The 22,634-nt window shown below is 39.2% G+C and carries 18 protein-coding genes and 3 pseudogenes; 6 read left to right on the top strand and 15 right to left on the bottom strand.

Translation table 11 applies throughout. From position 1 onward, the window contains the following. Positions 1–44: 44 nt before the first annotated feature. Positions 45–1,046, bottom strand: a complete 1,002-nt coding sequence (gene ccpA, locus ACPC57_RS07690) for a catabolite control protein A (protein ID WP_217375145.1) — start codon at positions 1,044–1,046, stop codon at positions 45–47. A gap of 204 nt (positions 1,047–1,250) precedes the next feature. Between ccpA and ACPC57_RS07685 the strand changes: the two genes are divergently transcribed. Then, positions 1,251–2,336: a M24 family metallopeptidase gene (locus ACPC57_RS07685; RefSeq protein WP_434066646.1), complete on the top strand. Its 1,086-nt coding sequence runs from the start codon at positions 1,251–1,253 to the stop codon at positions 2,334–2,336. 221 nt (positions 2,337–2,557) lie between these two features. On the opposite strand, the gene tgt is transcribed toward ACPC57_RS07685, so the two are convergent. Then, positions 2,558–3,700, bottom strand: coding sequence for a tRNA guanosine(34) transglycosylase Tgt (gene tgt / locus ACPC57_RS07680; RefSeq protein ID WP_434064984.1), 1,143 nt, complete (start codon positions 3,698–3,700; stop codon positions 2,558–2,560). A gap of 267 nt (positions 3,701–3,967) precedes the next feature. On the opposite strand from tgt, the gene ACPC57_RS07675 reads away from it, so the two are divergent. Then, on the top strand, positions 3,968–4,825 hold the full coding sequence (locus ACPC57_RS07675) for a DUF975 family protein (protein ID WP_274504667.1): 858 nt from the start codon (positions 3,968–3,970) through the stop codon (positions 4,823–4,825). A gap of 314 nt (positions 4,826–5,139) precedes the next feature. Here ACPC57_RS07675 and glf read toward each other — a convergent pair. Continuing rightward, positions 5,140–6,249, bottom strand: a pseudogene (glf, locus tag ACPC57_RS07670) (UDP-galactopyranose mutase). An 8-nt stretch (positions 6,250–6,257) separates the two neighbouring features. Then, a complete protein-coding gene (yaaA, locus tag ACPC57_RS07665) occupies positions 6,258–6,989 on the bottom strand; it encodes a peroxide stress protein YaaA (protein WP_434066645.1) in 732 nt (243 codons plus the stop codon). Between the two features lie 115 nt (positions 6,990–7,104). On the opposite strand from yaaA, the gene ACPC57_RS07660 reads away from it, so the two are divergent. Beyond that, complete coding sequence (locus tag ACPC57_RS07660) at positions 7,105–8,367, top strand: PLP-dependent aminotransferase family protein (protein WP_434066644.1); 1,263 nt, start codon at positions 7,105–7,107, stop codon at positions 8,365–8,367. Positions 8,368–8,609: 242 nt separating this feature from the next. Here the strand turns inward: ACPC57_RS07660 and ACPC57_RS07655 are convergent, their stop codons facing one another. Next, positions 8,610–9,470, bottom strand: a complete 861-nt coding sequence (locus ACPC57_RS07655) for a DegV family protein (protein ID WP_312251609.1) — start codon at positions 9,468–9,470, stop codon at positions 8,610–8,612. A 127-nt stretch (positions 9,471–9,597) separates the two neighbouring features. Here ACPC57_RS07655 and ACPC57_RS07650 point away from each other — a divergent pair. Beyond that, a pseudogene (locus tag ACPC57_RS07650) lies at positions 9,598–9,855 on the top strand (TetR/AcrR family transcriptional regulator); the annotation flags it as partial. Between the two features lie 173 nt (positions 9,856–10,028). On the opposite strand, the gene proC reads toward ACPC57_RS07650, so the two are convergent. The 4 genes from proC to ACPC57_RS07630 form a co-directional block, all read right to left on the bottom strand. After that, positions 10,029–10,814, bottom strand: coding sequence for a pyrroline-5-carboxylate reductase (proC, locus tag ACPC57_RS07645; protein WP_434066643.1), 786 nt, complete (start codon positions 10,812–10,814; stop codon positions 10,029–10,031). Positions 10,815–10,823: 9 nt separating this feature from the next. Beyond that, entirely contained in the window at positions 10,824–12,062 is a 1,239-nt protein-coding gene (locus ACPC57_RS07640; protein ID WP_434066642.1) for a glutamate-5-semialdehyde dehydrogenase, read from the bottom strand. A 249-nt stretch (positions 12,063–12,311) separates the two neighbouring features. Further along, entirely contained in the window at positions 12,312–13,388 is a 1,077-nt protein-coding gene (gene proB / locus ACPC57_RS07635) for a glutamate 5-kinase (RefSeq protein WP_277836770.1), read from the bottom strand. A 333-nt stretch (positions 13,389–13,721) separates the two neighbouring features. Continuing rightward, the gene (locus ACPC57_RS07630; RefSeq protein ID WP_434066641.1) at positions 13,722–16,184 is read right to left on the bottom strand and encodes a bifunctional DnaQ family exonuclease/ATP-dependent helicase; all 2,463 of its coding nucleotides are present in this window, start codon (positions 16,182–16,184) and stop codon (positions 13,722–13,724) included. 135 nt (positions 16,185–16,319) lie between these two features. On the opposite strand from ACPC57_RS07630, the gene ACPC57_RS07625 reads away from it, so the two are divergent. After that, positions 16,320–16,958, top strand: coding sequence for an MBL fold metallo-hydrolase (locus tag ACPC57_RS07625; RefSeq protein ID WP_024396755.1), 639 nt, complete (start codon positions 16,320–16,322; stop codon positions 16,956–16,958). Between the two features lie 40 nt (positions 16,959–16,998). Here the strand turns inward: ACPC57_RS07625 and ftsX are convergent, their stop codons facing one another. The 6 genes from ftsX to ACPC57_RS07595 form a co-directional block, all read right to left on the bottom strand. Beyond that, positions 16,999–17,928 carry a permease-like cell division protein FtsX gene (ftsX, locus tag ACPC57_RS07620; protein ID WP_434066640.1) on the bottom strand — a complete coding sequence of 310 codons (930 nt, stop codon included), beginning with the start codon at positions 17,926–17,928 and terminating at the stop codon, positions 16,999–17,001. Further along, on the bottom strand, positions 17,921–18,613 hold the full coding sequence (gene ftsE / locus ACPC57_RS07615) for a cell division ATP-binding protein FtsE (RefSeq protein WP_174845877.1): 693 nt from the start codon (positions 18,611–18,613) through the stop codon (positions 17,921–17,923). Before ftsE ends, ftsX begins: the two co-directional genes overlap by 8 nt. A 200-nt stretch (positions 18,614–18,813) precedes the next feature. Further along, positions 18,814–19,909, bottom strand: a protein-coding gene (prfB, locus tag ACPC57_RS07610) for a peptide chain release factor 2 (protein WP_217375144.1) whose coding sequence is annotated in 2 segments (ribosomal slippage) — positions 18,814–19,836 and positions 19,838–19,909 — 1,095 coding nt in all. Because the reading frame shifts where the segments join, the coding sequence is not laid out codon by codon here. A gap of 34 nt (positions 19,910–19,943) precedes the next feature. Then, complete coding sequence (queG, locus tag ACPC57_RS07605) at positions 19,944–21,071, bottom strand: tRNA epoxyqueuosine(34) reductase QueG (RefSeq protein WP_274504661.1); 1,128 nt, start codon at positions 21,069–21,071, stop codon at positions 19,944–19,946. Between the two features lie 40 nt (positions 21,072–21,111). After that, a complete protein-coding gene (locus ACPC57_RS07600; protein ID WP_130555455.1) occupies positions 21,112–21,600 on the bottom strand; it encodes a VanZ family protein in 489 nt (162 codons plus the stop codon). 157 nt (positions 21,601–21,757) lie between these two features. After that, positions 21,758–22,177 (bottom strand): TM2 domain-containing protein, encoded by a 420-nt coding sequence (locus ACPC57_RS07595; RefSeq protein ID WP_434066639.1) that lies wholly within the window; start codon positions 22,175–22,177, stop codon positions 21,758–21,760. Between the two features lie 136 nt (positions 22,178–22,313). Here ACPC57_RS07595 and ACPC57_RS07590 point away from each other — a divergent pair. Further along, positions 22,314–22,634, top strand: a pseudogene (locus ACPC57_RS07590) (hypothetical protein); the annotation flags it as partial.

Raw genomic sequence — 22,634 nt, 5'->3', positions numbered from 1 at the left:
AAAAAGTAAAAAGAAGCCGACTGATTAGTTCGACTTCTGAATCCTTATTTTGTAGATTTACGTTCCTTGATACCATGATTCAAGATAACTTCGCGATTATCCAATTCTTCCTTGTGCATAATTTTTGTCAACATACGCATGGCAATTGCGCCAATATCGTAAATCGGTTGATTGATGGACGTCAGATTTGGACGAGTATATTTTGTTACCTGTGAATCATCACTTGTAATGATTTCAAATTCTTCAGGAACCTTTATACCACGATCACTAATACCATTTAACAAACCGGCAGCGATTTCATCTTCAGCGACATATGCTGCAGTTGCTCCCGCATTCAAGACACGTTCCGCCAAGGCATAGCCTTCTTCATATTTGTATTTTGATTCAAAGACAAGACCTTCATTAAACTCTAAACCATTCGCTTGGAGTCCTTCTTTGTAACCAGAAAAACGAATTTTCCCATTGATGTCATCAACCAATGGACCTGAAACAAAGGCGATTTTTTTGTTATTTTTAGCAAGCAATTTTACTGCATCACTACTTGCAGCTGCGTAGTCAATATTGACACTTGGCAATTGGTGTTCCAAATCGACAGTACCTGCTAATACAATCGGAGTGCGTGAACGCGAAAATTCCGCACGAATCTTATCTGTCAGATGATAGCCCATGAAGATAATACCATCGACTTGCTTAGAAAACAATGTATTGACAACATTAATTTCTTTCTCGTCATTTTCATCACTGTTTGCCAATACGATATTATACTTATACATATCAGCAATGTCATCAATCCCCTTAGCCAAGGTTGCAAAATAGACATTGGCAATATTTGGAATCACAACCCCCACAGTTGTCGTTTTTTTACTTGCCAAACCACGCGCAACAGCATTTGGGCGATAATCTAATCGATCAATCACCTCTAACACTTTTTTACGAGTGTTTTCTTTGACATTTTTATTACCATTGACTACACGACTGACTGTAGCCATTGACACACCAGCTTCACGCGCAACGTCATAAATCGTCACGGTATCGTCTGTATTCATCATCTATTTACCCTTCCTTTCTTAAATCAAATTTCTATGAAAATTACGCTTTCACTCAATCATAGTGTATCATTTTTTGAAACCACTTTCAAGAGAAAATCGTATTTTTTTCCTTTGTACTTGCAAATTTTTTGATTTTTTGAAACAATAGTCTATATAATAAAAGAAATTTCAAAATGATTACCAAATTTTAAAGGAAAAGCCATGTCAAAATTGCAACACGTCCAAAATTACCTCGATTCAAATAAATTAGATTTAGCAATCTTTTCAGATCCAATTAGTATTTATTATCTGACTGGTTACCTTAGTGATCCGCATGAGCGCCATATGTTTCTCTTTGTCATGCCTGATCATGAATCACTCCTTTTCCTTCCTGCCTTGGATGTGGAGCGTGCAGTTGCCACAGTTGATTTTCCAGTCGCTGGATATATGGATTCAGAAAATCCATGGCAAATCATCAAAAATAAACTTCCTCAAAAGCATTTCTCAGCGATTGGTGCTGAATTTGACAACCTAAACCTAACACGTTATCATGGTCTTCAATCCATCTTCAATCAACCATTCTCTGATATTACACCATTAATCAATACTATGAAATTGATCAAGTCGCGTGATGAAATAGAAAAAATGTTGGTTGCTGGTGAATTTGCAGATAAAGCAATGCAAATTGGCTTTGATAATATCTCACTCAACGTAACAGAAACTGATATCATTGCTCAGATTGAATTTGAAATGAAAAAACAAGGCATTTCAAAAATGAGCTTTGATACCATGGTCTTAACTGGAAATAATGCCGCTAACCCACACGGAATTCCATCAACAAACAAAATCGAAAATGACGCTCTGCTATTGTTCGACCTAGGTGTAGAAGCTTTGGGATATACTTCGGATATGACGCGCACAGTCGCTGTCGGTAAGCCAGACCAGTTTAAACAGGATATTTACAACTTAACTTTAGAGGCTCATATGACTGCAGTTAATATGATCAAGCCTGGTGTGACCGCTAGTGAAATTGACTATGCCGCACGATCAGTGATTGAAAAAGCTGGTTATGGTGAGTATTTCAACCACCGTCTTGGACATGGTTTGGGCATGAGTGTCCACGAATTTCCATCTATTATGGAAGGCAACGACCTGGTTATCAAAGAAGGCATGTGCTTCTCAGTTGAACCTGGTATTTATATTCCAGGAAAAGTTGGTGTCCGGATTGAAGACTGCGGTTATGTCACAGAAACTGGATTTGAACTCTTCACAAAAACACCAAAAGAACTCTTGTATTTTGAAGGTTAATGGGAACCAATCGTTTCTTCACTCCTCAAAGCTCGTTGGCAACAGTTCCTTTTGATGTTAAATAGAAGTGCTTTAAAGCCGATTATTAATATAAAAGCATACGATCATGTTACCGAAGAGTTTCATAATCGTATGCTTTATTTATTTGTATGCGTGTCTAACAAAATTGTAAGAAAGTGTAACTAAAAAATGTCTTAGTCCAACCAAGAAGGCTTTTTATCTTAAAAATTTCGTCCGTTTTTACCGTAACCATATTTTTCCATAAAGTCTTGACGGAATTCCAAAAGGTTGTCATCCATGATTGCTTGACGGACATTTTTCATTAGGTTAATCAAGAAAAATAGATTGTGATAACTGGTCAAACGAATACCAAATGTCTCGTCGGCCTTAAGTAAATGACGGAGATACGCACGTGTGTAGTTTTTACATGTGTAGCAATCGCACTCTGGATCTAATGGTGTAAAGTCCTCAGCGAACTGAGCATTTTTAACCACAAGACGTCCTTGACTGGTCATGCATGTTCCATTACGTGCAATGCGTGTTGGTAGTACACAGTCAAACATATCAACCCCACGAATCACACCATCAATCAAGCTATCTGGTGCTCCAACACCCATGAGGTAACGAGGCTTATTCTCTGGCAATAGTGGGGTGGTGAAATCCAGTACAGCATTCATTTCATCATGTGTCTCCCCAACAGCCAATCCCCCAATAGAGTATCCTGGAAAATCCATGCTAACCAAATCATGAGCTGATTGGCGACGAAGATCCTCAAAACCAGCACCCTGCACAATACCAAATAAGCCTTGGTCATGGGGACGAAGATGAGCCTTAAGACCACGATCTGCCCAACGACTGGTTCTTTCAATCGATTTTTTTACATAATCGTAAGGTTGATAAAACTGCGGACACTCGTCGAAACTCATCATAATATCCGAACCAAGATTGTTCTGAATTGAGATAGCTTTTTCAGGTGACAAGAACATTTTACTACCATTGAGATGGTTTTTAAATGTAACACCTTCTTCAGTAATATTTCGGCTATCTGCTAGAGAGTATACTTGGAAACCGCCTGAGTCAGTCAGAATTGGTTGATCCCAACTCATAAACTTGTGCAAACCACCTGCACGAGCCACTAAGTCGTCACCTGGGCGGAGCCACAGATGATAGGTATTGGATAGGATAATCCCTGATCCCATCTCTTTCAATTCTTCAGGCGACATGGTCTTTACCGTTGCCTGAGTCCCAACTGGCATAAACATAGGGGTTGGAAAGGTCCCGTGTGGGGTAATAATTTCACCCAAACGAGCACCTGTATGCTTTTCTTTCTTAATCAAGCGATACTTGATTGGAACATCTGTCATCTTTTATTTACCTCCCGCTAGGAAAAACAGTCCTAGGAATTTAATCTTGCATGGTCTAATCGATTGGTCTGTCATATGAAAAATAAACAAGTATCATTTCCATGTGTATCCGACGAATCGTTTTGATAGTTGAGAAGAACAAAACTTACTCTAACTATCTTGAAATAAGGAATCGATTAATTTCCACAGCACCTTCCAGTCTATCAAAAAAAATCTAGCTTGTCATCTAGAATTATGTTACAATGTCTATCAAAGGAGACCATATCTATGTTGACTATTGCTACAATCACTGACAAGGCTAGAAAAACATTACAAGATACTCCCAACATCTTTCAAATTGCACTTATTCCAGTGCTCATATCCGTCAGTGTCCAACTTTTCTCATCCACTCGTCAATCTATTCTTGAGGTATACTTGTCACAAGATGGATCCAATCTACATTTCAGTTACCTACTGTCTAGCATACTATTTCCTATCTTTTATGGACTCTTAATGAGCCTTTTATATCTATCTATAACGTGGGCTCTTTTCAAAGGCATTAAACAGGGAGCGAATGAGTACAGAGTGAGCAGTTCATTGGCTATTTTTCAACATGAACATTTTAAAAAGATTTTCTTTACTTTCATCTTAAAGCGCATTTTGTTATTTCTTTGGGGCCTTATTTTCTACATCGGTCTAGTATGTTTTTTAGGCTCAATTATCTATTTATCGAGTTTTCTCCCTTCAAAAGGGAGCGTTACCGAGGTTCAAATTCCCTATGACATTCTCAGTGTGACAGGCATGCTGTTTTTCATCGGATTTTTGCTGATGATCATTGGATTGATTATTTATCTACCTCAAATCTACGCCTATTCGCAAGTTGAGACAGTTTTATTTGATCAATTAACCACGAATGACTACCGCAATCCTCTTTCTACCGTTAAATACAGTCGGAACCTAATGAAAGGATACAAAATGAAACGCTTTCTGTTAGATCTGCATTTCATCGGATGGTTCCTACTTTCTACTATCACCTTCGGTATAGTTGGCATTTATGTGTTGCCTTATTATCATGCTGCGCAAATCCACTTTTACATTGCACTATTAGAAGATCAGCATTATTCATTTTCAGCGAAACAAATATAGATTGGGTTCATTCCTATTTTCTACAAAAGATAATCGGATTTAAAAACCATTCTATTTCTTGAAGCCAGACGCATAAGACATTACTTTCTTATTTTCTGGTTGTTGACTCAAATCAATCCCCTAAGGTGATTTCTAAAATGACATTTAATACTCAATGAAAGTCAAAATCAGTCTAAATGACGCAGACGCAGATAGAACTAAAGTTCATCAAATCAAGTCAACTCCGTCTACTTTTGATTTTCGAAGAGTATAAAAGTACCCTTTTCGTGTTTCCAACGGTAATCGCGAACTGGGTACTTTTTTATTTGTCATATTTACTCAACTTCACTTCTCACACACTGCAAGACAGCTCCGATGACTTGATGCATATCATAGTACCGATAATGACCAAGACGTCCACCAAATATAACATTCTCTTGTTGTTCTGCGAGGAGTTTATAAGCAGTATAGAGTTTGTTGTTATGATCATTGTTCACTGGATAATACGGCTCATCGCCTCGTTTCCAGGTCTTCGAATACTCACGTGTAATAATGGTTTTCGGTTGTGTACCAAATTCAAAATGTTTGTGTTCGATGATTCGAGTAAATGGTGTTTCACTATCTGTGTAGTTCACAACTGCATTCCCTTGATAGTTTTCCATATCCAATACTTCTGTTTCAAAAAGAAGACTACGATATTCCAATTCACCAAGTTGGTAATCAAAAAACTCGTCAATCATTCCTGTAAAGACAATCTTCGGATAGTTCGCCAAATAGTCTTCCTTATTGGCAAAGAAATCAACATTTGTCTCCACATCAATATTCTCATGATCCAACATTCTTTCAACAATCTGCGTGTAACCACCAATGGGAATACCTTGAAATGTATCATTAAAATAGTTATTGTCGTAAGTCAAACGCACGGGCAAACGACGAATGATAAAGGCTGGCAACTCCGTACATGGTTTTTCCCTTTGTTTCTCGGTGTATGACTTGATCAATTTTTCATAGATGTCTGTACCAACTACTGAGATGGCTTGTTCTTCCAAGCTCTCAGGTGTTTTTCCTCCCAAAACAGCACGTTGCTCAGCAATCTTTGCCTCTGCCTCCGCTGGAGTAACCACACCCCACAGTTTATTGAAGGTATTCATGTTGAATGGAAGATTGTAAATCTCACCCTTGTAGTTGGCAACTGGTGTGTTTGTGTAGCGGTTGAACTCCGCAAACTGATTCAGATAGTCCCAATTTTCCTTCTCAGTAGTGTGGAAAATATGAGCTCAATATTCATGGACCTGAATTCCTTCTACTTCTTTTGTATAGATGTTACCAGCAATGTGGTCTCGTTTTTCGATAACCTTGATTTTTTTACCCTTTTTAGCTACCTCATGAGCAAAGACTGCACCGAACAGACCTGCACCAACAACTAGATAATCGTAATTGTTCATTTATTTGATCAAACCACCTTTCTTACAAAACAAAGTTGTCTATCAGTGGAAGCCATAGCATCAAACTGAAAACCGTCGACCCTTACTTCCTTTAATTGTTCCAAGGTCACACAATTTGTCTCTGCCATCCATGACAGAAATCTGCCTCTCCCCTTTTTGGATATTGTGGAATGTATTTTCCTCTTGCCATTCTTTTCTTCCACAAACAGCACCCTTACCATTCTCTTTTGAATTTCAGGAGAAAAAACTTGTTCAAATTCCGAAGATGCCAAAGAAATAATGACATCTTCGTTTTGCAGACAAGCATCATAATAAGGACGCCAAAATTGCTTCAATGATTTTCCCATCACTTTTAAACTCCCTTGAAAATCCAAACGATGAGGTGCAATGAGGGAGAATGGAGATATCAATCCATAAAAACCAGTTGCAATATAAACATGATCTTTCATGTAAGACAGTTCCTGGTCAGAAAGTTCAGTTCGATGCATATAACGATACATCAATCCATCATACAAGAGCCAAGCAGGATATGTTTTTGCTTGACCATGCACTATCCTTGTCCAACGATCTTTCTCCAGTTCCGCTCTTTCCAGTGGCAATTTATAAAAATCTGCTAACTGCTGAGAATCTTTACTTCCAAGCTCAGATAAAACTTGCAAACTTTCTGGAGATAAATCCTGAAAAGCTTGTGGATCCATATTTGTATTTAATTCTTTAGCATTTGGTAAAATAATCTTCATGCCTTTCATTATAACACAGGCCTCGCTTCTCTGCCTACTCTGCACAGTTTGTTCTTGTCTTACTTGAAACAATGCTATATACTAATAGTAAATCATCTGTAAGGGGACAGTTGACATGACAAAATACCAGCAAATTATCTCAGACATTAACCAAGCTATTGAAAACCATACTTATAAACGTGGGCAAAAACTCCCATCAGTACGGCAACTTAGTCAAGCTTATCAGTGCAGCAAAGACACTGTACAAAAGGCATTGGTCGAACTTAAATACCAAAAGAAAATCTATTCTGTCGAAAAAAGTGGATACTACATCCTGGAAGACCAACATTTCAAGGAAGATATGGTCGATTTAAATCCAGCCGATTTTCAGGAATTACCATACGAAGATTTCCGCATTTGTCTTCATGAAAGCCTCATTGGAAGAGAAAACTATCTCTTTAACTACTACCACCAACAAGAAGGACTGGCAGAATTGATTTCATCTGTCCAGAGCCTTCTAATGGATTACCATGTCTATACAAAAAAAGACCAGTTGGTGATTACCGCTGGTAGCCAACAGGCTTTGTATATTCTAACGCAAATGACATTTACCAATGACAAATCTGATATATTAATTGAAAAACCTACCTATTCACGGATGGTCGAACTCGTTCAACACCAAGGGATTCCTTATCAAACCATTGAACGCAACCTTGATGGCATTGACCTTGAAGAATTAGAATCCATTTTCAAAAAAGGAAAAATCAAATTTTTCTATACTATTCCTCGCTTGCATAACCCTCTCGGTTCAACTTATGACCTAGCCACTAAGACTGCCATTGTAAAACTTGCTTACCAATACAACGTCTACATCATTGAAGATGATTATTTAGCAGATTTTGACTCCAGCCACAGTCTTCCATTGCATTACCTTGATACAGACAATCGTGTCATCTATATCAAATCCTTCACCCCTACACTCTTTCCCGCACTACGAATTGGTGCAATTAGCCTTCCCAGCCAATTACGCGATGCTTTTATACAACACAAAAGCTTGATTGACTACGATACCAACCTCATCATGCAAAAGGCACTTTCACTGTATATTGATAATGGCATGTTTTCACGAAATACACAGCACCTTCATCAAATACACCACGTACAGTGGAATAAAACGAAAGAATACCTCAATCAACATTCTCTATCCCTTCCATATCGTATTTCAAAAGGAAGTGTAACCTTTCAAATTGAAAAAGGAACCGTGACGCCTGCCATTCAACAGCAAATCAGAATGAGTCAATTTTTTGAAGGCGAAAAGCATGATTTCCTCCAATTGCACTATGGGGAAGATCTCCCAGAGAGGTTGGACATGCTTCAGCAACGATTGCAATCCAAATAGATCGAATAAACAAATCCCCTTCAGCTTTTGTGCCGAAGGGAAATTTGGTTACATCATATTATAGTCGAATGAACGAGTTGTCAGACAAGGAACTGAGGTGCAGGTAGCTAGAACAGCCTAAAGGCTGTTCTAGGTTGGAAATAAGATATGCGAAACAAGTCACTTTCGTAGAGTAGGGCAAACCGAAAGTGACGATGTATCAAAGCTACAAATTCAAATGACTATAAATATTTGATTGAAAACTATTGGACGGAGGCCTCAATTTCATAGCCCATCAGTAATCCTCCGTCTTCTGCATAAAAACTGCACAATCCAGACGTTGCAACCTCATCAATGATGGCGGCAGGAAAACTATGTCGGACCAACTCTGAAAATTCTTGGAAAAACTTTACATTGTTACGGTGTGCCATCACAATGCGCCCTCCTTGATACCCTGCTTTCTTCATTTCTTCGAAAGCCGCTTTGACAGATTTTTTATGACCTCGCGCTTTTTGAAGCAACTCAAGTTTGCCCTCAGCACTCGCTTCACCAACCATTCGAATATTTAGCAGTCCAACAACTGTTCCAACCAGTTTGCTCAGACGACCATTCTTAACAAGGTTATCCACCTTAGCCAATACGAAGAGAAGCTTACTATGGTTTTGGTAATGGGTGATGGCCTCTACTACTTGTGGGAAATCCAAACCTGTTCCAATCAACCGGTTGATTTCATCCACCAAAAGGTCCATTTCTCCACCGGCTGACAAGCTATCAATCAGGTGAATTTGAACTTCTGGATGCTCCTCCAAATACATATCTCTTGCTATCCGAGCCGCATTAAAGCTTCCTGACAAGCCACCAGTAATTGTCAAGACAATAATATGATCAGCTCCTTCAAAAGCGGACTGATATGCCTGAGGACTCGGACATGCTGAACCTGCTGCAACCTTAGAAGTTTCCATCACATGCATCATATGGTCAATATCCAAGCCTGCATCGTCAACGAATGCTTCATCTCCCACCTGAATTGTAAGTGGCACGCTAATAAATTCGGTATTTGGCGCCAGATTCGCTAATTGACGGTAATCACAGCCTGAATCTGCTACAATTTTCCATTTTGACATAGGATTCTCATTTCTAGTTTTACTTTTTTATTTGACAATAAATCTCTATTTACTTACAATTATATCATTAAACAATCCCAGCTGAAAGCATTTACTTTCAGACGTCACACAAGTGGAAAGGATGAATATGACCGAGCGTAAGATTTCACCCAAATCATTAAAAAATCTCTATCAATCTAATAAAGAAGCCAATCAGCTAACCAAGGAATCTATCGAAACTGCTCTGCTATTTCTCCTAGAGAAAAAAGAACTCAAGCAAATTTCGGTTTCCGAGTTAGTACGAAAAGCAGGGGTTTCTCGAAATGCATTCTATCGGAACTACAAATCAAAAGAAGAGATTCTAGAAGCCTATTACGAGCGAAATTCCAGCAACCTTAAAAAGAAATGGCATGATTTGCAGGACAAGGTTCAAAAAGACGGCGTCAAGCAAAGTTTTGCGGATTTTGTACAAGATCAAAAACGTAAAGCGGAGCAAAGCAAAACTATATCCAATGTCAGCCAATGGATCAAGGAAAAAACAAAGCGGGATTAAAATTCCCGCTTTTTGTTGTTTTCTCTCTATTTTTTGCCTAATTTTCTAGTCTTTTTGAGGGCGGCGGCGACTGCCTTGATAACGGCGTAACGGAAGCCTTCTTTTTCAAGAGCCACCACGCCTGCAATAGTCGATCCACCTGGCGAGGTCACTTCTTGCCTCAACTGGGCTGGATGCTTGTCGCTGGATAATACCATTTGAGCAGTTCCAGCCAAGGTTTGTGCAGACAAAATTTTCGCATCCTCCGCTGTAAGACCATTCTGCACACCCGCATCTGTCAGGGCCTCAATCATCTGATAGACGAAGGCAGGTCCACAGCCCGCGATAGCCGTCGCAGCATCTATCAACTTCTCTGGCACTTGCTGTACCTTGCCAGATTTTTCTAAAATTTGTTCCAATAGCGGAGCGAGTTCTTGATTGACCACGCTATAGGTTGTCATGCCTTGGCCGATAGCGACAGGTGTATTGGGCATGATACGAATGAGTTTATCTGCAGACACAAATTCTTCCAGGCTGTTAAGGGTCACTCCTGCTGCCATGGAAATCCAGATAGCTGATGGATTCTGGCTAATCTGGTCCTGTAATCCTGATAAGACTGACTGAATTAGGTGAGGCTTGACCCCAAGAAAAATCACCTCGGCCTGCTCTGCTACTTCCCCATTAGAAAAAAGCTGACCTCCCACCTTCTCTTGAAGAGCATGGGCTTTTACTGGGTTGTGGTTGCTGAGGAGGAGCTGAGTGTCTGCCTGCTGGCTGACCGCTTGAGCTAGAGCCGCTCCCATATTGCCCAGTCCAATAAATCCAATCTTCATCTTGTCCTCCTAACGAATATGGCCGTCACCTGTGATGATGTACTTGTAAGTTGTCATTTCACGCAGTCCCATTGGACCACGAGCGTGCATCTTCTGGGTAGAAATGCCCAGCTCGCAGCCCAAACCAAACTCGCCACCGTCAGTAAAACGGGTCGAGGCATTGACATAAACAGCCGCCGAATCCACATAGAGTGTGAAACGCTCTGCCATCTGGCTGTTTTCCGTCACAATGGCCTCGCTATGTCCAGTCGAATGTTGGCCAATGTGTCTGATGGCTTCTTCTACACTTGAAACGACTTTGACTGCCAAGACATAATCCAGAAACTCGGTATCAAAATCTCGATCGCCTGCTGGTGTGGATTGCTTGAGAAGAGCCTGCGCCTGACTATCGGCGCGGAACTCCACCTGACCAGAAAGTTCTTCCTCAAGACGAGGTAGGAATTGACTGGCAATCGCTTCATGGACCAACAAGACTTCCGCCGCATTGCAGACTGAGGGACGACTGGTTTTAGCGTTGACTACAATCTGAAGAGCCTTATCCAAATCCGCATCCTTATCTACATAGACATGGCAGATACCAGTGCCTGTTTCGATAACAGGAACTGTTGCATTTTCAACAACAGCTTGAATCAAACCTGCGCCACCACGAGGCACCAACAGGTCAATCTTACCTTTTGCCGTCATCAACTCTGTCGCAGAGGCACGGCTGGTATCTTGGACTAACTCGATGACCTTTGACGAAAGACCGGCTTGCTCCAAACCTGCCTTGAGGGCTATGACAATGGCCTGGGCCGAATGAAAAGCTTCCTTGCCACCACGCAAGATGACTGCATTTCCGCTCTTGATTGCCAAGGCTGCGGCGTCTGAAGTCACATTTGGACGGCTTTCGTAAATCATCCCTACCAAGCCAAAGGGAATAGACTTCTTACTAATCTTCAACCCATCTGCCCGAGTGGATTCTTCCAAGGTCAAGCCAACTGGATCTGGCAAACCTATCAAGGCACGAATACCGTTCGCCATCGCTTCAATCCGTTCAGCAGTCAAGAGCAATCTATCTTGCATCACTTGGCTAATCTTGCCTTTGGCATTTTCCATATCGATGGCATTGCCGGCTAAAATTGCCTCAGTCTGAGCAACCAACTGGTCTGCCATTGATGATAGGGCTTGATTTTTTTGTTCTGTTGTCGCTAGGTTGATAGAGGCTTTGTGAGCCAATAAACTGTCTAATAAAGCTTGTGTTGTTGCCATTTTTTTCTCCTTGTAAGTCTTTCAGTTTGATTTTTGAGTAGCCCCCGACTATACGAAAGATAGTTGGAACCTGGAGATAGAACGAATGTGGTTTATATCAGATAGAAAGTGGGACTGGTTGATGAAGTTAGTTTAACCAGACGAGTCCATTCACCCACCTAATTACAAGTCTTTTATTGTAAAAAGTGGGGCTGAAAGCCTCGACTGAAACTTTTCACTCGACGAAGCAATAAAAGATAAATTATTTGACTATAAACTAACCCAATCGTTTCGGTGAATCAACACACCTTCTGCTCTGCCATTTTTCAACTTGTTCTGCAAGTCTTCGGACGATAGTTTGACCCGACCTTTGCCAATCAAACGATGTTCACTTTGGCTATATACTTCGACAACCTGTCCTACACCAAAATCACCTTCGATATTTTTTACACCTGCTACTAACAAACTTCGACCTTGATGCAACATAGCTTCAACAGCCCCTGCATCCACTTCAACAGCCGCATCAGTCCGAGCATAGAAAGCCATCCACTGTTTTCGTTGATTCATGGCATGTTCATCTGCTAAGAACAAGGTTCCTTTATTAGTCTGACTAACAGCCTGAAGCAAAGCGGTATCTTCTTTGGAAGAACAAATAAATACAGGCACACCTGACTTGGTTGCAATCTGAGCTGCTTGTAGTTTAGTAATCATGCCTCCTGTCCCATTAGACGAACCAGCCCCTGCAGCCATGGCAAATAGGTCTTCCGTGATTTCTTTAATTTCAGGTAAATGCTCTGCTGTGGGATCACTATTGGGGTTTGCAGTATATAGCCCGTCCACATCTGTCAACAAGACCAGAAGATCTGCCTTTAAGAGAGAGGCAACTTGAGCAGACAAAGTATCATTATCCCCCACCTTAATCTCCTCAATGGCAATGGTGTCATTTTCATTAATAATGGGAATCGCACGTTGTTTAAGTAAGACTTGCAAGGCCTGAGAAGCATTCCGATATCGTCGTGCGTCAGCAAAATCATCTTGCGTTAATAGAATTTGCGCTGATACAATGCCATCTTTCATCAAATTTTGCGTATATTCCTCAATCAAAAGCCCTTGTCCCACTGCCGCAGAAGCCTGTTTTTCTGCAATTTTCGTCGGTCGCTTATCAAACCCCAATCTTCTAAATCCTGCAGCAATAGAACCTGAGGTTACCAATACGATTTGATAGCCCTTTTGATGGAGTTGAGCCAATTGATTGGTAATGCGAGCTATTTTAATTCGATCCAGACTTCCATTGTCTTGTGTCAGGGAACTAGTTCCCACCTTAAATACTATTGTTTTTTCAGTCATCGTAGCTTCTCTCTCAAAGTAATATTTGAAAAATTATACCATAGAATCAAATATTTTTCTATATTATTAACGGAAAAAAGAGCACGCTATACGCATGAAGAAAATGCATGTAACTATTTTCTAGCTACAATCATTTTCAAAATATTTTCACAAAATGTACACACTTGCATTGGTATATCCTCATTTTCATCTACTTTATTACAAAATTTCAGGATAAAATATAACTTTTCATGAAAAATAGTTATCTGAAAACAAAGTTTTTTTCATGCGTATATCATGAAAAAAGGCTAGACTAATCACGTCTAGCGATCTTATTGTTTGTCAATCCGCAACTCATTCTTCAAAATATTGCTGCAATGTCCCACAAATTTCTTTTTCATCTATTTTCGTTAGTTGATAATCTTTCTGTAAAAAGGAAAGAATTTGGTGCCCATATCGTTTTGTATAGACCCTGTTATCTAAAACCAATACAATCGATTCTTGAGCTGAATGACGATTGGTCCTTCCAATAGCCTGTTTTAATTTGATCATCATCATTGGCAAGTTATAATCGTAAAAAGGATTCTTCCCTTCATTTCTCAAATGATCATTTATTTTCTGGACAAAACGATCCTTCGGATTTTCAAAAGGTAGCCGAGTGATGACTTGAATCAATTGATTATGGCTTGAAAAGTCTACACCCTCCCAGAACATTCCTGTTCCAAGCAAGAGTTGACATTCTCCACGCTCAAATTTTCGTTTTAATGTTATTTCCTGACCATGTTTATGTTGAGCCAAATGAGGAAGATCGTACTGATCTAGTAAATCAGAAACCTGTAATAGTAAAGAAATGGATGTAAATAAAACCAAGATCGGTTTGCCCAGCTCTGCTATTTCAATCAAATGACCTGCCAGATAATCAGCGTGTTCGACTTTTGACAATTTTATGATGTCTGGAAGATTCGTTGGAAAAACAATTTCTTGGTTTTCCACTTTTTTGGTTGGCAATAAATCCATTGTAGCCTGTTCAAATCCCAATAGGTCAGATAGATTTATCTGATTGCTGATAACCAAGGTAGCACTGATACAGAAGATCTTAGACTTTGGTAATAGACTCGCTACATTTAGCAAGCTATCCTTTGCTCCTCTCAAATAAGCAACACGCTTTTCCCCTAATACCTTTTCTTCCAGCCAAAATGCATCATAATAATCCAAAAACTGCGATAATTCACGCAAATCACTATCCTGTAATTCAGTCAAATTTTGACGAACCTGCGCCAGTTCCTCTTTATGAATTTCTCGGTAACCACTCTGTCGAAAACGAGTCAAAAAATGACTGAGCTCAAACTGACTCGATTCAAACAAGCGATGTTCCAATATCGAATCAGCTTTGTCCTTTTTGCTTTGCAAGAGCTGTAAAATAACTCCCAATTCTTGTGAATCAGTCGCTAAGTTTTCAGCAGCCAGTAGAAATTTCTGCGCCTCGTCAATCACCACGATACGGTGAGCCATGAGAGGATCTTGATCCTTGAGATGATGAAGGAAATAGGCATGATTCGTGATGAGCAATCGACATGACTGTGCTTGTTGATTTAGTCTTCTCCAAAAATCCCACTCCCAAAACAAACTCTCGGAATCTATCGTCCCATCATGGCTAATTTCGTCAAAATAAGCCTGATAACGCTGTTTTTGCTTCAACTCATCTAAGTCACCTGAATGAGTTTCAGTCAGCCAAACCAGCACTTGCATTTTGAATAAATTGACAAGTCGATTGCTTTCCTTTTTTTGCAAAGATTTCCAAAATTTATCCAAATCTATAAAATGCTTTGGGGATTTTATAGAGACGATTGGGATATGAAATATTTCTTGTAATTTACATCCTTCATTTTCTATGATTTGCTCTTGGAGGAGTTTCGTTGGAACAGTCACTAATAATGGCTGATCTGTTTTGGCAAGAAGAGGAAGCAGATAGCCATAAGTCTTCCCTAGTCCTGCTTGTGCCTGAATAAAATGCACACTTTCTTGATCATCCAATCGTTTTTCAACAACTGTTGCAAAAGCTGTTTGGTTTTTCCGTTCGTGCAAGCCTAGTAGAGCGATGTTGGTCAAAAAATCTTCGGACAGATGATAAGCCTGCTTTGTTTCAAGTGGTCTTTTAAGTACCAATCCATGAACTACCTCGAAACTTTCTGACAGATTATCTGACAAATATGGAACCATCTCATCAATAACCAATCGACTCTCAAAAAGCAACTGATCAGCTAAGAGCAAGAGATTCTCCAGCATGAAAGTGGGGAGACTTTTAATTTTCTCTTGAATTTTGATGAGCAACCGAGCGGTTGCCAAGGCATCAGAAATGGCCGTATGAGCCTGTTCTAAACCCAAATCCAAATATTCCGCCAAATTCCCCAGACTATATTTATCAAAGGTCGGAAAGAAAAGTTGGGATAACTCAACCGTATCTACCCTTGGAGACAACAAATCATAGCCCTCAAAAAAGAGAGCCTCAGCCAACAAGTTTGCATCAAATTTAACATTATGAGCTACAAAAATTGCATCACTAATCAGCTCATAGATTTTTCCAGCAACTTGTCCAAAGTCAGGTGCAATAGCCAACTGCTGGTCCGTAATCCCTGTTAAATTTTTTATATGGTCATCTAATAATTCATAGGGATTAATATCTGTGGAATAGGTCTCTACTATTTCCCTATTTTCAACGATAACAATCCCGATTTGAATAATTTTTGCATCAATACCAGTCCCCGTAGCTTCCAAATCTACTACTGCGTATCGATTGCTTGTACTAGTTATATCCATAATGACATTATAGCATATTCCATTTATAGGCAAAAGCTCCAAACAAAATCCATGAAGAATACCATTTTTTTTGTTACACTAATACCGTCTTTGATTTTGTATAGACTAATATGAATGAAAATTAGGGGAGCGAACATGAAAATCCATAAAACAATCAATCCAGTGGCCGTCCAAAATACCTATTATCTTGAAAGTGATACCCATCTGATTGTAGTAGATCCTGGTAGCGATTGGAACAAGATTCATGATAAGATTGAACAAATTGGAAAACCAATTACTGCAATACTCTTAACCCATACTCATTACGATCATATTATGAGTTTGGACATTCTACGTGAAACCTATCACTTTCCACCAGTATATGTTGCAGAAAGTGAAGCTAGCTGGCTTTACACACCAGAAATGAACCTGTCCGGACTACCTCGTCATGACGATATGGAAAATGTCATTTGCAAACCCGCAGAACAAATCTTTCAGTTTGAAAAAGAATACAAATTTGATGGATTTCATTTTATAGTGGTTCCCACACCTGGCCATTCGATTGGTGGTGTATCCTTCATCTTCCCTGAAGAAGAATGCGTAATTACAGGTGATGCCCTATTTCGTGAAACCATTGGTCGGACAGACCTTCCTACAAGTAATTTTGAAGACTTGATTTATGGAATCCAAAATAATTTATTTACTCTGCCAAATCACTATACTGTCTACCCTGGTCATGGACAAAATACGACCATTGCCCATGAAAAAAATTTCAACCCATTTTTTAAGCGATAAAAAAATCCTGAGAAGCAACTTCTCGGGATTTTTTCTAAATTTAAATCTTTAAATAACGGTTCATTGAAATGAGAGAGCCTAAAGAACCTATGAGAATTCCGATAACAAATAAAGTACCAATCATAGCTGGAATGAACATATTTATGGTAATTAAAGAAAGATCTTGACTAGCTAAACTACTGTTTACAGAAGTATAAATTAACTTATATAAAAAATATACAATTATAGATGGGATAATGGCTCCTAGCAAACCGACCCATGCACCTTCCCATAAAAAAGGGCCACGAATGTAACTATTTTTTGCCCCCACTAAACGCATGATTTGAATTTCACGACTACGTGAAATAATCGTAATACGAATCGTATTCGAAATTAGGAAGATAGCGGTGAATAATAACAGTCCTGTTGCAGCTAAGCCCCATGTACGAACCATATCAGCCAATTTAAAGATTCGTTCTGTTTCCACTTCACCGTCACGTACTTCAGTTACACCATCAATTTTTGCAATTTCAGCAGCGACTGATTTAACATACTGAGGTTCCGTCGTATCAACAACATAAGCATCATAAAGTGGATTAGCATCCCCTTGGAACAAGTTCCACGTTTCACCTAAGGTTTCCGTTAGTTTTTTCAACTGGTCATCTTTACTTGAATATGTTACAGTTTCGACATTTTTAAGTGCTGTAATTTTATTGTATACTGTCTTGTAATCTGGATTAGCAACTGTTTGTCCCTCATCATTTACAATCGTTTCAGCTTGATCAGTAGAATTTGCACGAAGATAGACATTTATGCGAACATTTTGCTCCAAATCAGAAGCAAGTTTAGCTGTATTTAAAATGACAGAAGCAAACAGTCCCACTAAAGTAAGAGTAATGGTTACGGAAGAAATAGCGGCAATTGTCATCCAACCATTTCGTTTTAGGCTTTTCAATGACTCAATAAAGTGTCTAAAAAATCGATTATTCATCGTATCCGTACGCTCCTTCTACTTCATCACGTACCACATGACCATCTTCGATAGCTATAACACGGTGACGAAGTGTGTTTACGATTTGGCTATTATGTGTCGCCATTAAAATCGTTGTCCCTTGTAAGTTAATTCTTTCTAAAAGATTCATAATCTCCCATGAGTTTTCGGGATCCAAGTTACCAGTTGGTTCATCAGCAATCAATACCTTAGGATTATTTACAATTGCACGTGCAATTGCAATCCGTTGTTGCTCACCACCCGAAAGTTCATTTGGAAATGAGCGAATCTTATGCTTCAAACCAACCAAATCCAATACTTCCATCACACGCTTTTTGATATTACGAGGTTTTTCTCCGATTACCTCCATTGCATAAGCAATATTTTCAAAAACTGTTTTTTTAGGTAGAAGTTTATAATCTTGGAAGACAACCCCAACACTACGACGTAAAAGAGGGACATCCCTTTTCTTAATCGTAGCTAAATCAAATTTACCAACTTTAAGACTCCCTTTGTCAAGCTTTTCCTCACGATACAAAAGTTTGATAAAAGTCGACTTACCAGCACCAGAAGGACCCACAATGTATGCGAATTCTCCTGCTTCAACACTGACCGACACACCACGTAGGGCTGTCGTTCCGTTACCATATTTCTTGGTAACATCCTTCATTTCTATTATTCCCATAGGATTTCCTGTCTTAGACAGACCTTTCTTTAGATTTGAGAACCAGTATTCACTGTTCAGCACTTCCATCTAAGTCTAGTTTTTCAGCTACTTATAGTTCGTTTTTTTCAAAATACAGTCAGCATTCTCTCAAAAAACTTCCTTGATTAGCTGAAAACCTACCTCTTAAATATAAGTACTTTACTTGTAAATACAAAATCTTAGCTAATTCGCCATTTTAAATATGCGTCTATAAAGCCGTCCAAGTCACCGTCCATCACTTTGTCAACTTGAGCCACTTCATAACCAGTACGATGATCTTTTACCATTGTATAGGGGGTAAAGACATACGAACGAATCTGACTTCCCCAAGTAATTTCTTTCTTATCACCCTTGAGTGAATCCACTTCGGCCGCCTTCTTCTCCTGCTCCAATTGATACAATTTAGCCTGCAAGAGTTTCATTGCGCGATCTCGGTTCCCATATTGGGTACGGTCAACAGTTGACTGTGTGACAATACCTGTTGGAATGTGAGTTAATCGAACACCTGTTGAAACCTTATTGACGTTCTGACCACCTGCACCACCTGAACGGAAGGTATCCATTTTCACTTCATCATCTCGGATTTCAATTTCAATGGTATCATCCAATTCTGGCATCACCTCTACAGATGTAAAAGAAGTATGCCGACGCTTTGCCGAGTCAAATGGCGAGATACGTACCAAACGGTGAACTCCCATTTCTGACTTCAGCAAACCATATGCATTGGGACCGGTAAAGCTAAGGGTTACGGATTTAATACCTGCCTCATCACCAGCTTGATAATCCAATGTTTCTACGGTAAAACCTTTGGCATTTCCATAACGCTGATACATCCGTAAGAGCATTTCTCCCCAGTCTTGTGCCTCAGTCCCACCAGAGCCTGGATGAATTTCCAAAATCGCATTATTGTGGTCGTAGGGTTCTGACAACAATAGGGTCATCTCGTAATCAGTCATGGCTTTGTCCAATTCTGCCAACTTTTCAACTAGTTCATCCCGAACAGACTCATCTTCCACAAGAAAATCTAGCAAAATTTCAGATTCATCATATAAATCCAACATCTGATGGAAATTTCCATAGGTATTTTTTAAATCATTCAACTCTTGAGACGTCTTCTGGGCTGCCAAATTATCATTCCAGAAGTCTGGCTCCGTCATCTTATTCTCAAGAATAGCAATCTCTTCTTCTAAACCTTCTAAGTCAAAGAGACCCCCTAAAAGAAGTTAATTTTTTGCCAAGTTCTTCAATCTTTTGGCGAAATTCTGCTGTATCCATATACACCTCATTTTGATTCATAATCTTTATTATATCACATTTGCAAGTCCTTGACCATGTTGAGAAAGGCTGCTTGCTCCGCTAAAACGTCATCATTATCTGACGAAAGTCCTGCGATAAAAGCAATCATCTCTTCATTAGGTTGTTTCACTAACTGTCCCAGAGCCCAGATTGCCGTCGCCATGTGGATTGGATTTTGCTTCTTATCAATAATTTCTAGGAGTTTGGGAATAGCAGAGCGATCATTACTATTGGCCAAGGCTATGATGGCATTGCGCTGGAGAATGTTTTTCCCCCGCCAAGAGCCAGCAATCATGCCAAATTTTTCCTTGAACTGTCCATTCGACAAATCCAAAAAGGGTATTAACTCTGGTTCTGCCAAATCTGGATCGATCTCTACCACAGGTGGACTGGAAATTCCCTTGTTGTAAGGACAACAAATCTGGCAAATATCACAACCATAGATGACCGTCTTGATTTTCTTACGAAACTCCAAGTCCATCATACCCTTATCCTGGGTCTGAAAGGACAGACAGCGACGGGCATTCATGGTCGTGTCACCCAATAGACAAGACGTCGGACATGCTACAACACAGCGATTGCAGTCACCGCAATCGTAATCTACTGGTTGGTCTGGTTCGATGTCAAGGTTGGTCACTAATTCTCCTAGAAACATATAGGAACCAAATTCCTTAGAAATGACCAGCCCATTCTTACCGATAAAGCCAATTCCTGCGCGACGAGCGACCGCTGTATCCACCAAAGCTCCTGTATCTACCATAGCCTTGTATTCCAAACCATCCGTTAGTTTCTCAATTCCCCGTGCCAAACGCTCCATCTTATCTTGCAAGATATAGTGATAATCAAGTCCCCATGAATTAGGGGTAATCTTCCCACGTTTGTATTGGGTCTTCTGCGGTTTGACAGGCAAATGTCGAGGATAAGCTACCGCGATAGAAATGATGGTTTTGGCAGATTCTAACGACAGTTTAGGACGGATGCGTTCTTCAATGTTCTTATGTTCAAAACCTGACGAACGCCCTTCCTCTTGACTGGCTCGTAAAGATTTCTCTAGGTAATCAAAATCATCTGCAGTCGTAAAACCAATCTTCGAGATTCCGATTTCCTGAGATAATTTAATAATCTCTTCTTTTATATTCATTATCTTCATTTTAGCAAACTACAGACATATTTGGCAAGACTTACAGAGTTAAATAAGTTATTAATATGACAAAAACAGTTGCCGACAAACAAAGGATATTTACACGTGAATAAGCCTTTTCTCTCCAGATACTTGTCAATACATACATAATATTAATCCCTATAGCACCACCAAATCCATTAGCTAATAAATCAGTAATGTCAGCAATTCCCAATAAAAAAACAAACTGCCACACTTCAAACACAAGACTAACCAATAAGATTATGCCTAGATTTGTAACCCAAGACGCCTTTCTAAAGAGCATCTCCATATACATACCAAATGGAATGAAACTGATTACATTGAATAGTATTTTTGGATAATTTAAAACACCATTATAAACGGCTTTGCCTGCTAATGGGTTGAGGTTCAGACTTCCACTTTCATAACGCCCATACAAAATGGAAAGGTCCATTTTGTATACAATCACCCACGTAAGCAAAAGGAGGTAGGTAATAAATAAAAATAGACTCATCTTTTTATCCTTCATAGCACCTCTCCTCACTGACATATTTTATCATTATACCATAAAATTAAGATTAAAAAATGTCACTTCTATGACAAAACACAAGACATGTTACAGCACCTTTACAGTTTTTTACATATGTAAAAAAGGACTGTTTCTTCAAAATTTCCTTTCATTCCCATTATGAAAAAGCCGTATTGTTGTACTGAAAAGTCTTATATTGATGGATTTGCAACATCAATCGTTCAAAATTCGCTTGCTTACAAGCCCGGATAATAAAGAAACAATCAATAAATTTCCACAAGTACACACCAATAAAAAATAAGAAACCTATCAAAATAAATAGCGTTACAAACGAAATGATAAATGTGATTAATTTTGCAAACCCCAGTCCCTTATTTCCAACATAAAACCGATCCACTCCAAATTCACCGAAAAAAATAGCTAAAATAAGAGCAACTAGAGGCTGACGCATTTCAACCATCATGAGAGCATTTAAGGCTCCTTCATCCAAATCTTCCAACTCCTGTTGAAGAATCAGTAACTTATCTGAAAGTAAATAACTACTTTTACTAAAAACATACTGCTGAAGATCATTCATATACTTTCTCACCTCATAAAAATTATAGCAGTTTCTTTCTTCTCAAACAAGCATTGAAAGGACAACCATTCCAGAATATATTTGCATGTTTTTTTCATTTTTTGCTATAATGAAACTGGATTACAAGGAGGTTCATATGAGAGTTATTATTCATTATCCAAAACCTATCAAACAACTATCCTCCCAAAAACTTGCACTTCTGGTAGATGGAAAAATTGCTGGGACAGTTACTCAAGGTAAAATTCTAAGCTTACCAATTACACAACCGTCTGTTTCACTAAGCGTTCAAGGGGATAAAAAGTCAGCCATTCAAGTTAAAGAAGGCGATAGGGTTCAAATAGTGGAAAACAGCAAATACTTCACTCTCTACTATTTGAGTCGTAACCGCCCAATAACAAGGTATATTGAAAAAGGATCCAAAGTCCTGTCGACTCTGGAACCTTTTTCTATTTACATA

It is taken from the genome of Streptococcus sp. VTCC 12886, assembly GCF_049893425.1.
GTDB lineage: Bacteria > Bacillota > Bacilli > Lactobacillales > Streptococcaceae > Streptococcus > Streptococcus suis_AA.
This window is presented reverse-complemented; position numbering and strand designations above follow the sequence as displayed.

What these genes read in the sequence shown, in the direction of transcription:
- ACPC57_RS07625 (WP_024396755.1), top strand. Translation starts at nt 16,320, where the DNA reads ATGAAAATCCATAAAACAATCAATCCAGTGGCCGTCCAAAATACCTAT.
- ACPC57_RS07600 (WP_130555455.1), bottom strand. Translation starts at nt 21,600, where the DNA reads ATGAAGGATAAAAAGATGAGTCTATTTTTATTTATTACCTACCTCCTT.
- ACPC57_RS07660 (WP_434066644.1), top strand. Translation starts at nt 7,105, where the DNA reads ATGACAAAATACCAGCAAATTATCTCAGACATTAACCAAGCTATTGAA.
- ftsX (WP_434066640.1), bottom strand. Translation starts at nt 17,928, where the DNA reads ATGAATAATCGATTTTTTAGACACTTTATTGAGTCATTGAAAAGCCTA.
- ccpA (WP_217375145.1), bottom strand. Translation starts at nt 1,046, where the DNA reads ATGAATACAGACGATACCGTGACGATTTATGACGTTGCGCGTGAAGCT.
- queG (WP_274504661.1), bottom strand. Translation starts at nt 21,071, where the DNA reads ATGAATATAAAAGAAGAGATTATTAAATTATCTCAGGAAATCGGAATC.
- ACPC57_RS07595 (WP_434066639.1), bottom strand. Translation starts at nt 22,177, where the DNA reads ATGAATGATCTTCAGCAGTATGTTTTTAGTAAAAGTAGTTATTTACTT.
- proC (WP_434066643.1), bottom strand. Translation starts at nt 10,814, where the DNA reads ATGAAGATTGGATTTATTGGACTGGGCAATATGGGAGCGGCTCTAGCT.
- ACPC57_RS07640 (WP_434066642.1), bottom strand. Translation starts at nt 12,062, where the DNA reads ATGGCAACAACACAAGCTTTATTAGACAGTTTATTGGCTCACAAAGCC.
- ACPC57_RS07675 (WP_274504667.1), top strand. Translation starts at nt 3,968, where the DNA reads ATGTTGACTATTGCTACAATCACTGACAAGGCTAGAAAAACATTACAA.
- yaaA (WP_434066645.1), bottom strand. Translation starts at nt 6,989, where the DNA reads ATGAAGATTATTTTACCAAATGCTAAAGAATTAAATACAAATATGGAT.
- proB (WP_277836770.1), bottom strand. Translation starts at nt 13,388, where the DNA reads ATGACTGAAAAAACAATAGTATTTAAGGTGGGAACTAGTTCCCTGACA.
- ACPC57_RS07630 (WP_434066641.1), bottom strand. Translation starts at nt 16,184, where the DNA reads ATGGATATAACTAGTACAAGCAATCGATACGCAGTAGTAGATTTGGAA.
- ACPC57_RS07655 (WP_312251609.1), bottom strand. Translation starts at nt 9,470, where the DNA reads ATGTCAAAATGGAAAATTGTAGCAGATTCAGGCTGTGATTACCGTCAA.
- ACPC57_RS07685 (WP_434066646.1), top strand. Translation starts at nt 1,251, where the DNA reads ATGTCAAAATTGCAACACGTCCAAAATTACCTCGATTCAAATAAATTA.
- ftsE (WP_174845877.1), bottom strand. Translation starts at nt 18,613, where the DNA reads ATGGGAATAATAGAAATGAAGGATGTTACCAAGAAATATGGTAACGGA.
- tgt (WP_434064984.1), bottom strand. Translation starts at nt 3,700, where the DNA reads ATGACAGATGTTCCAATCAAGTATCGCTTGATTAAGAAAGAAAAGCAT.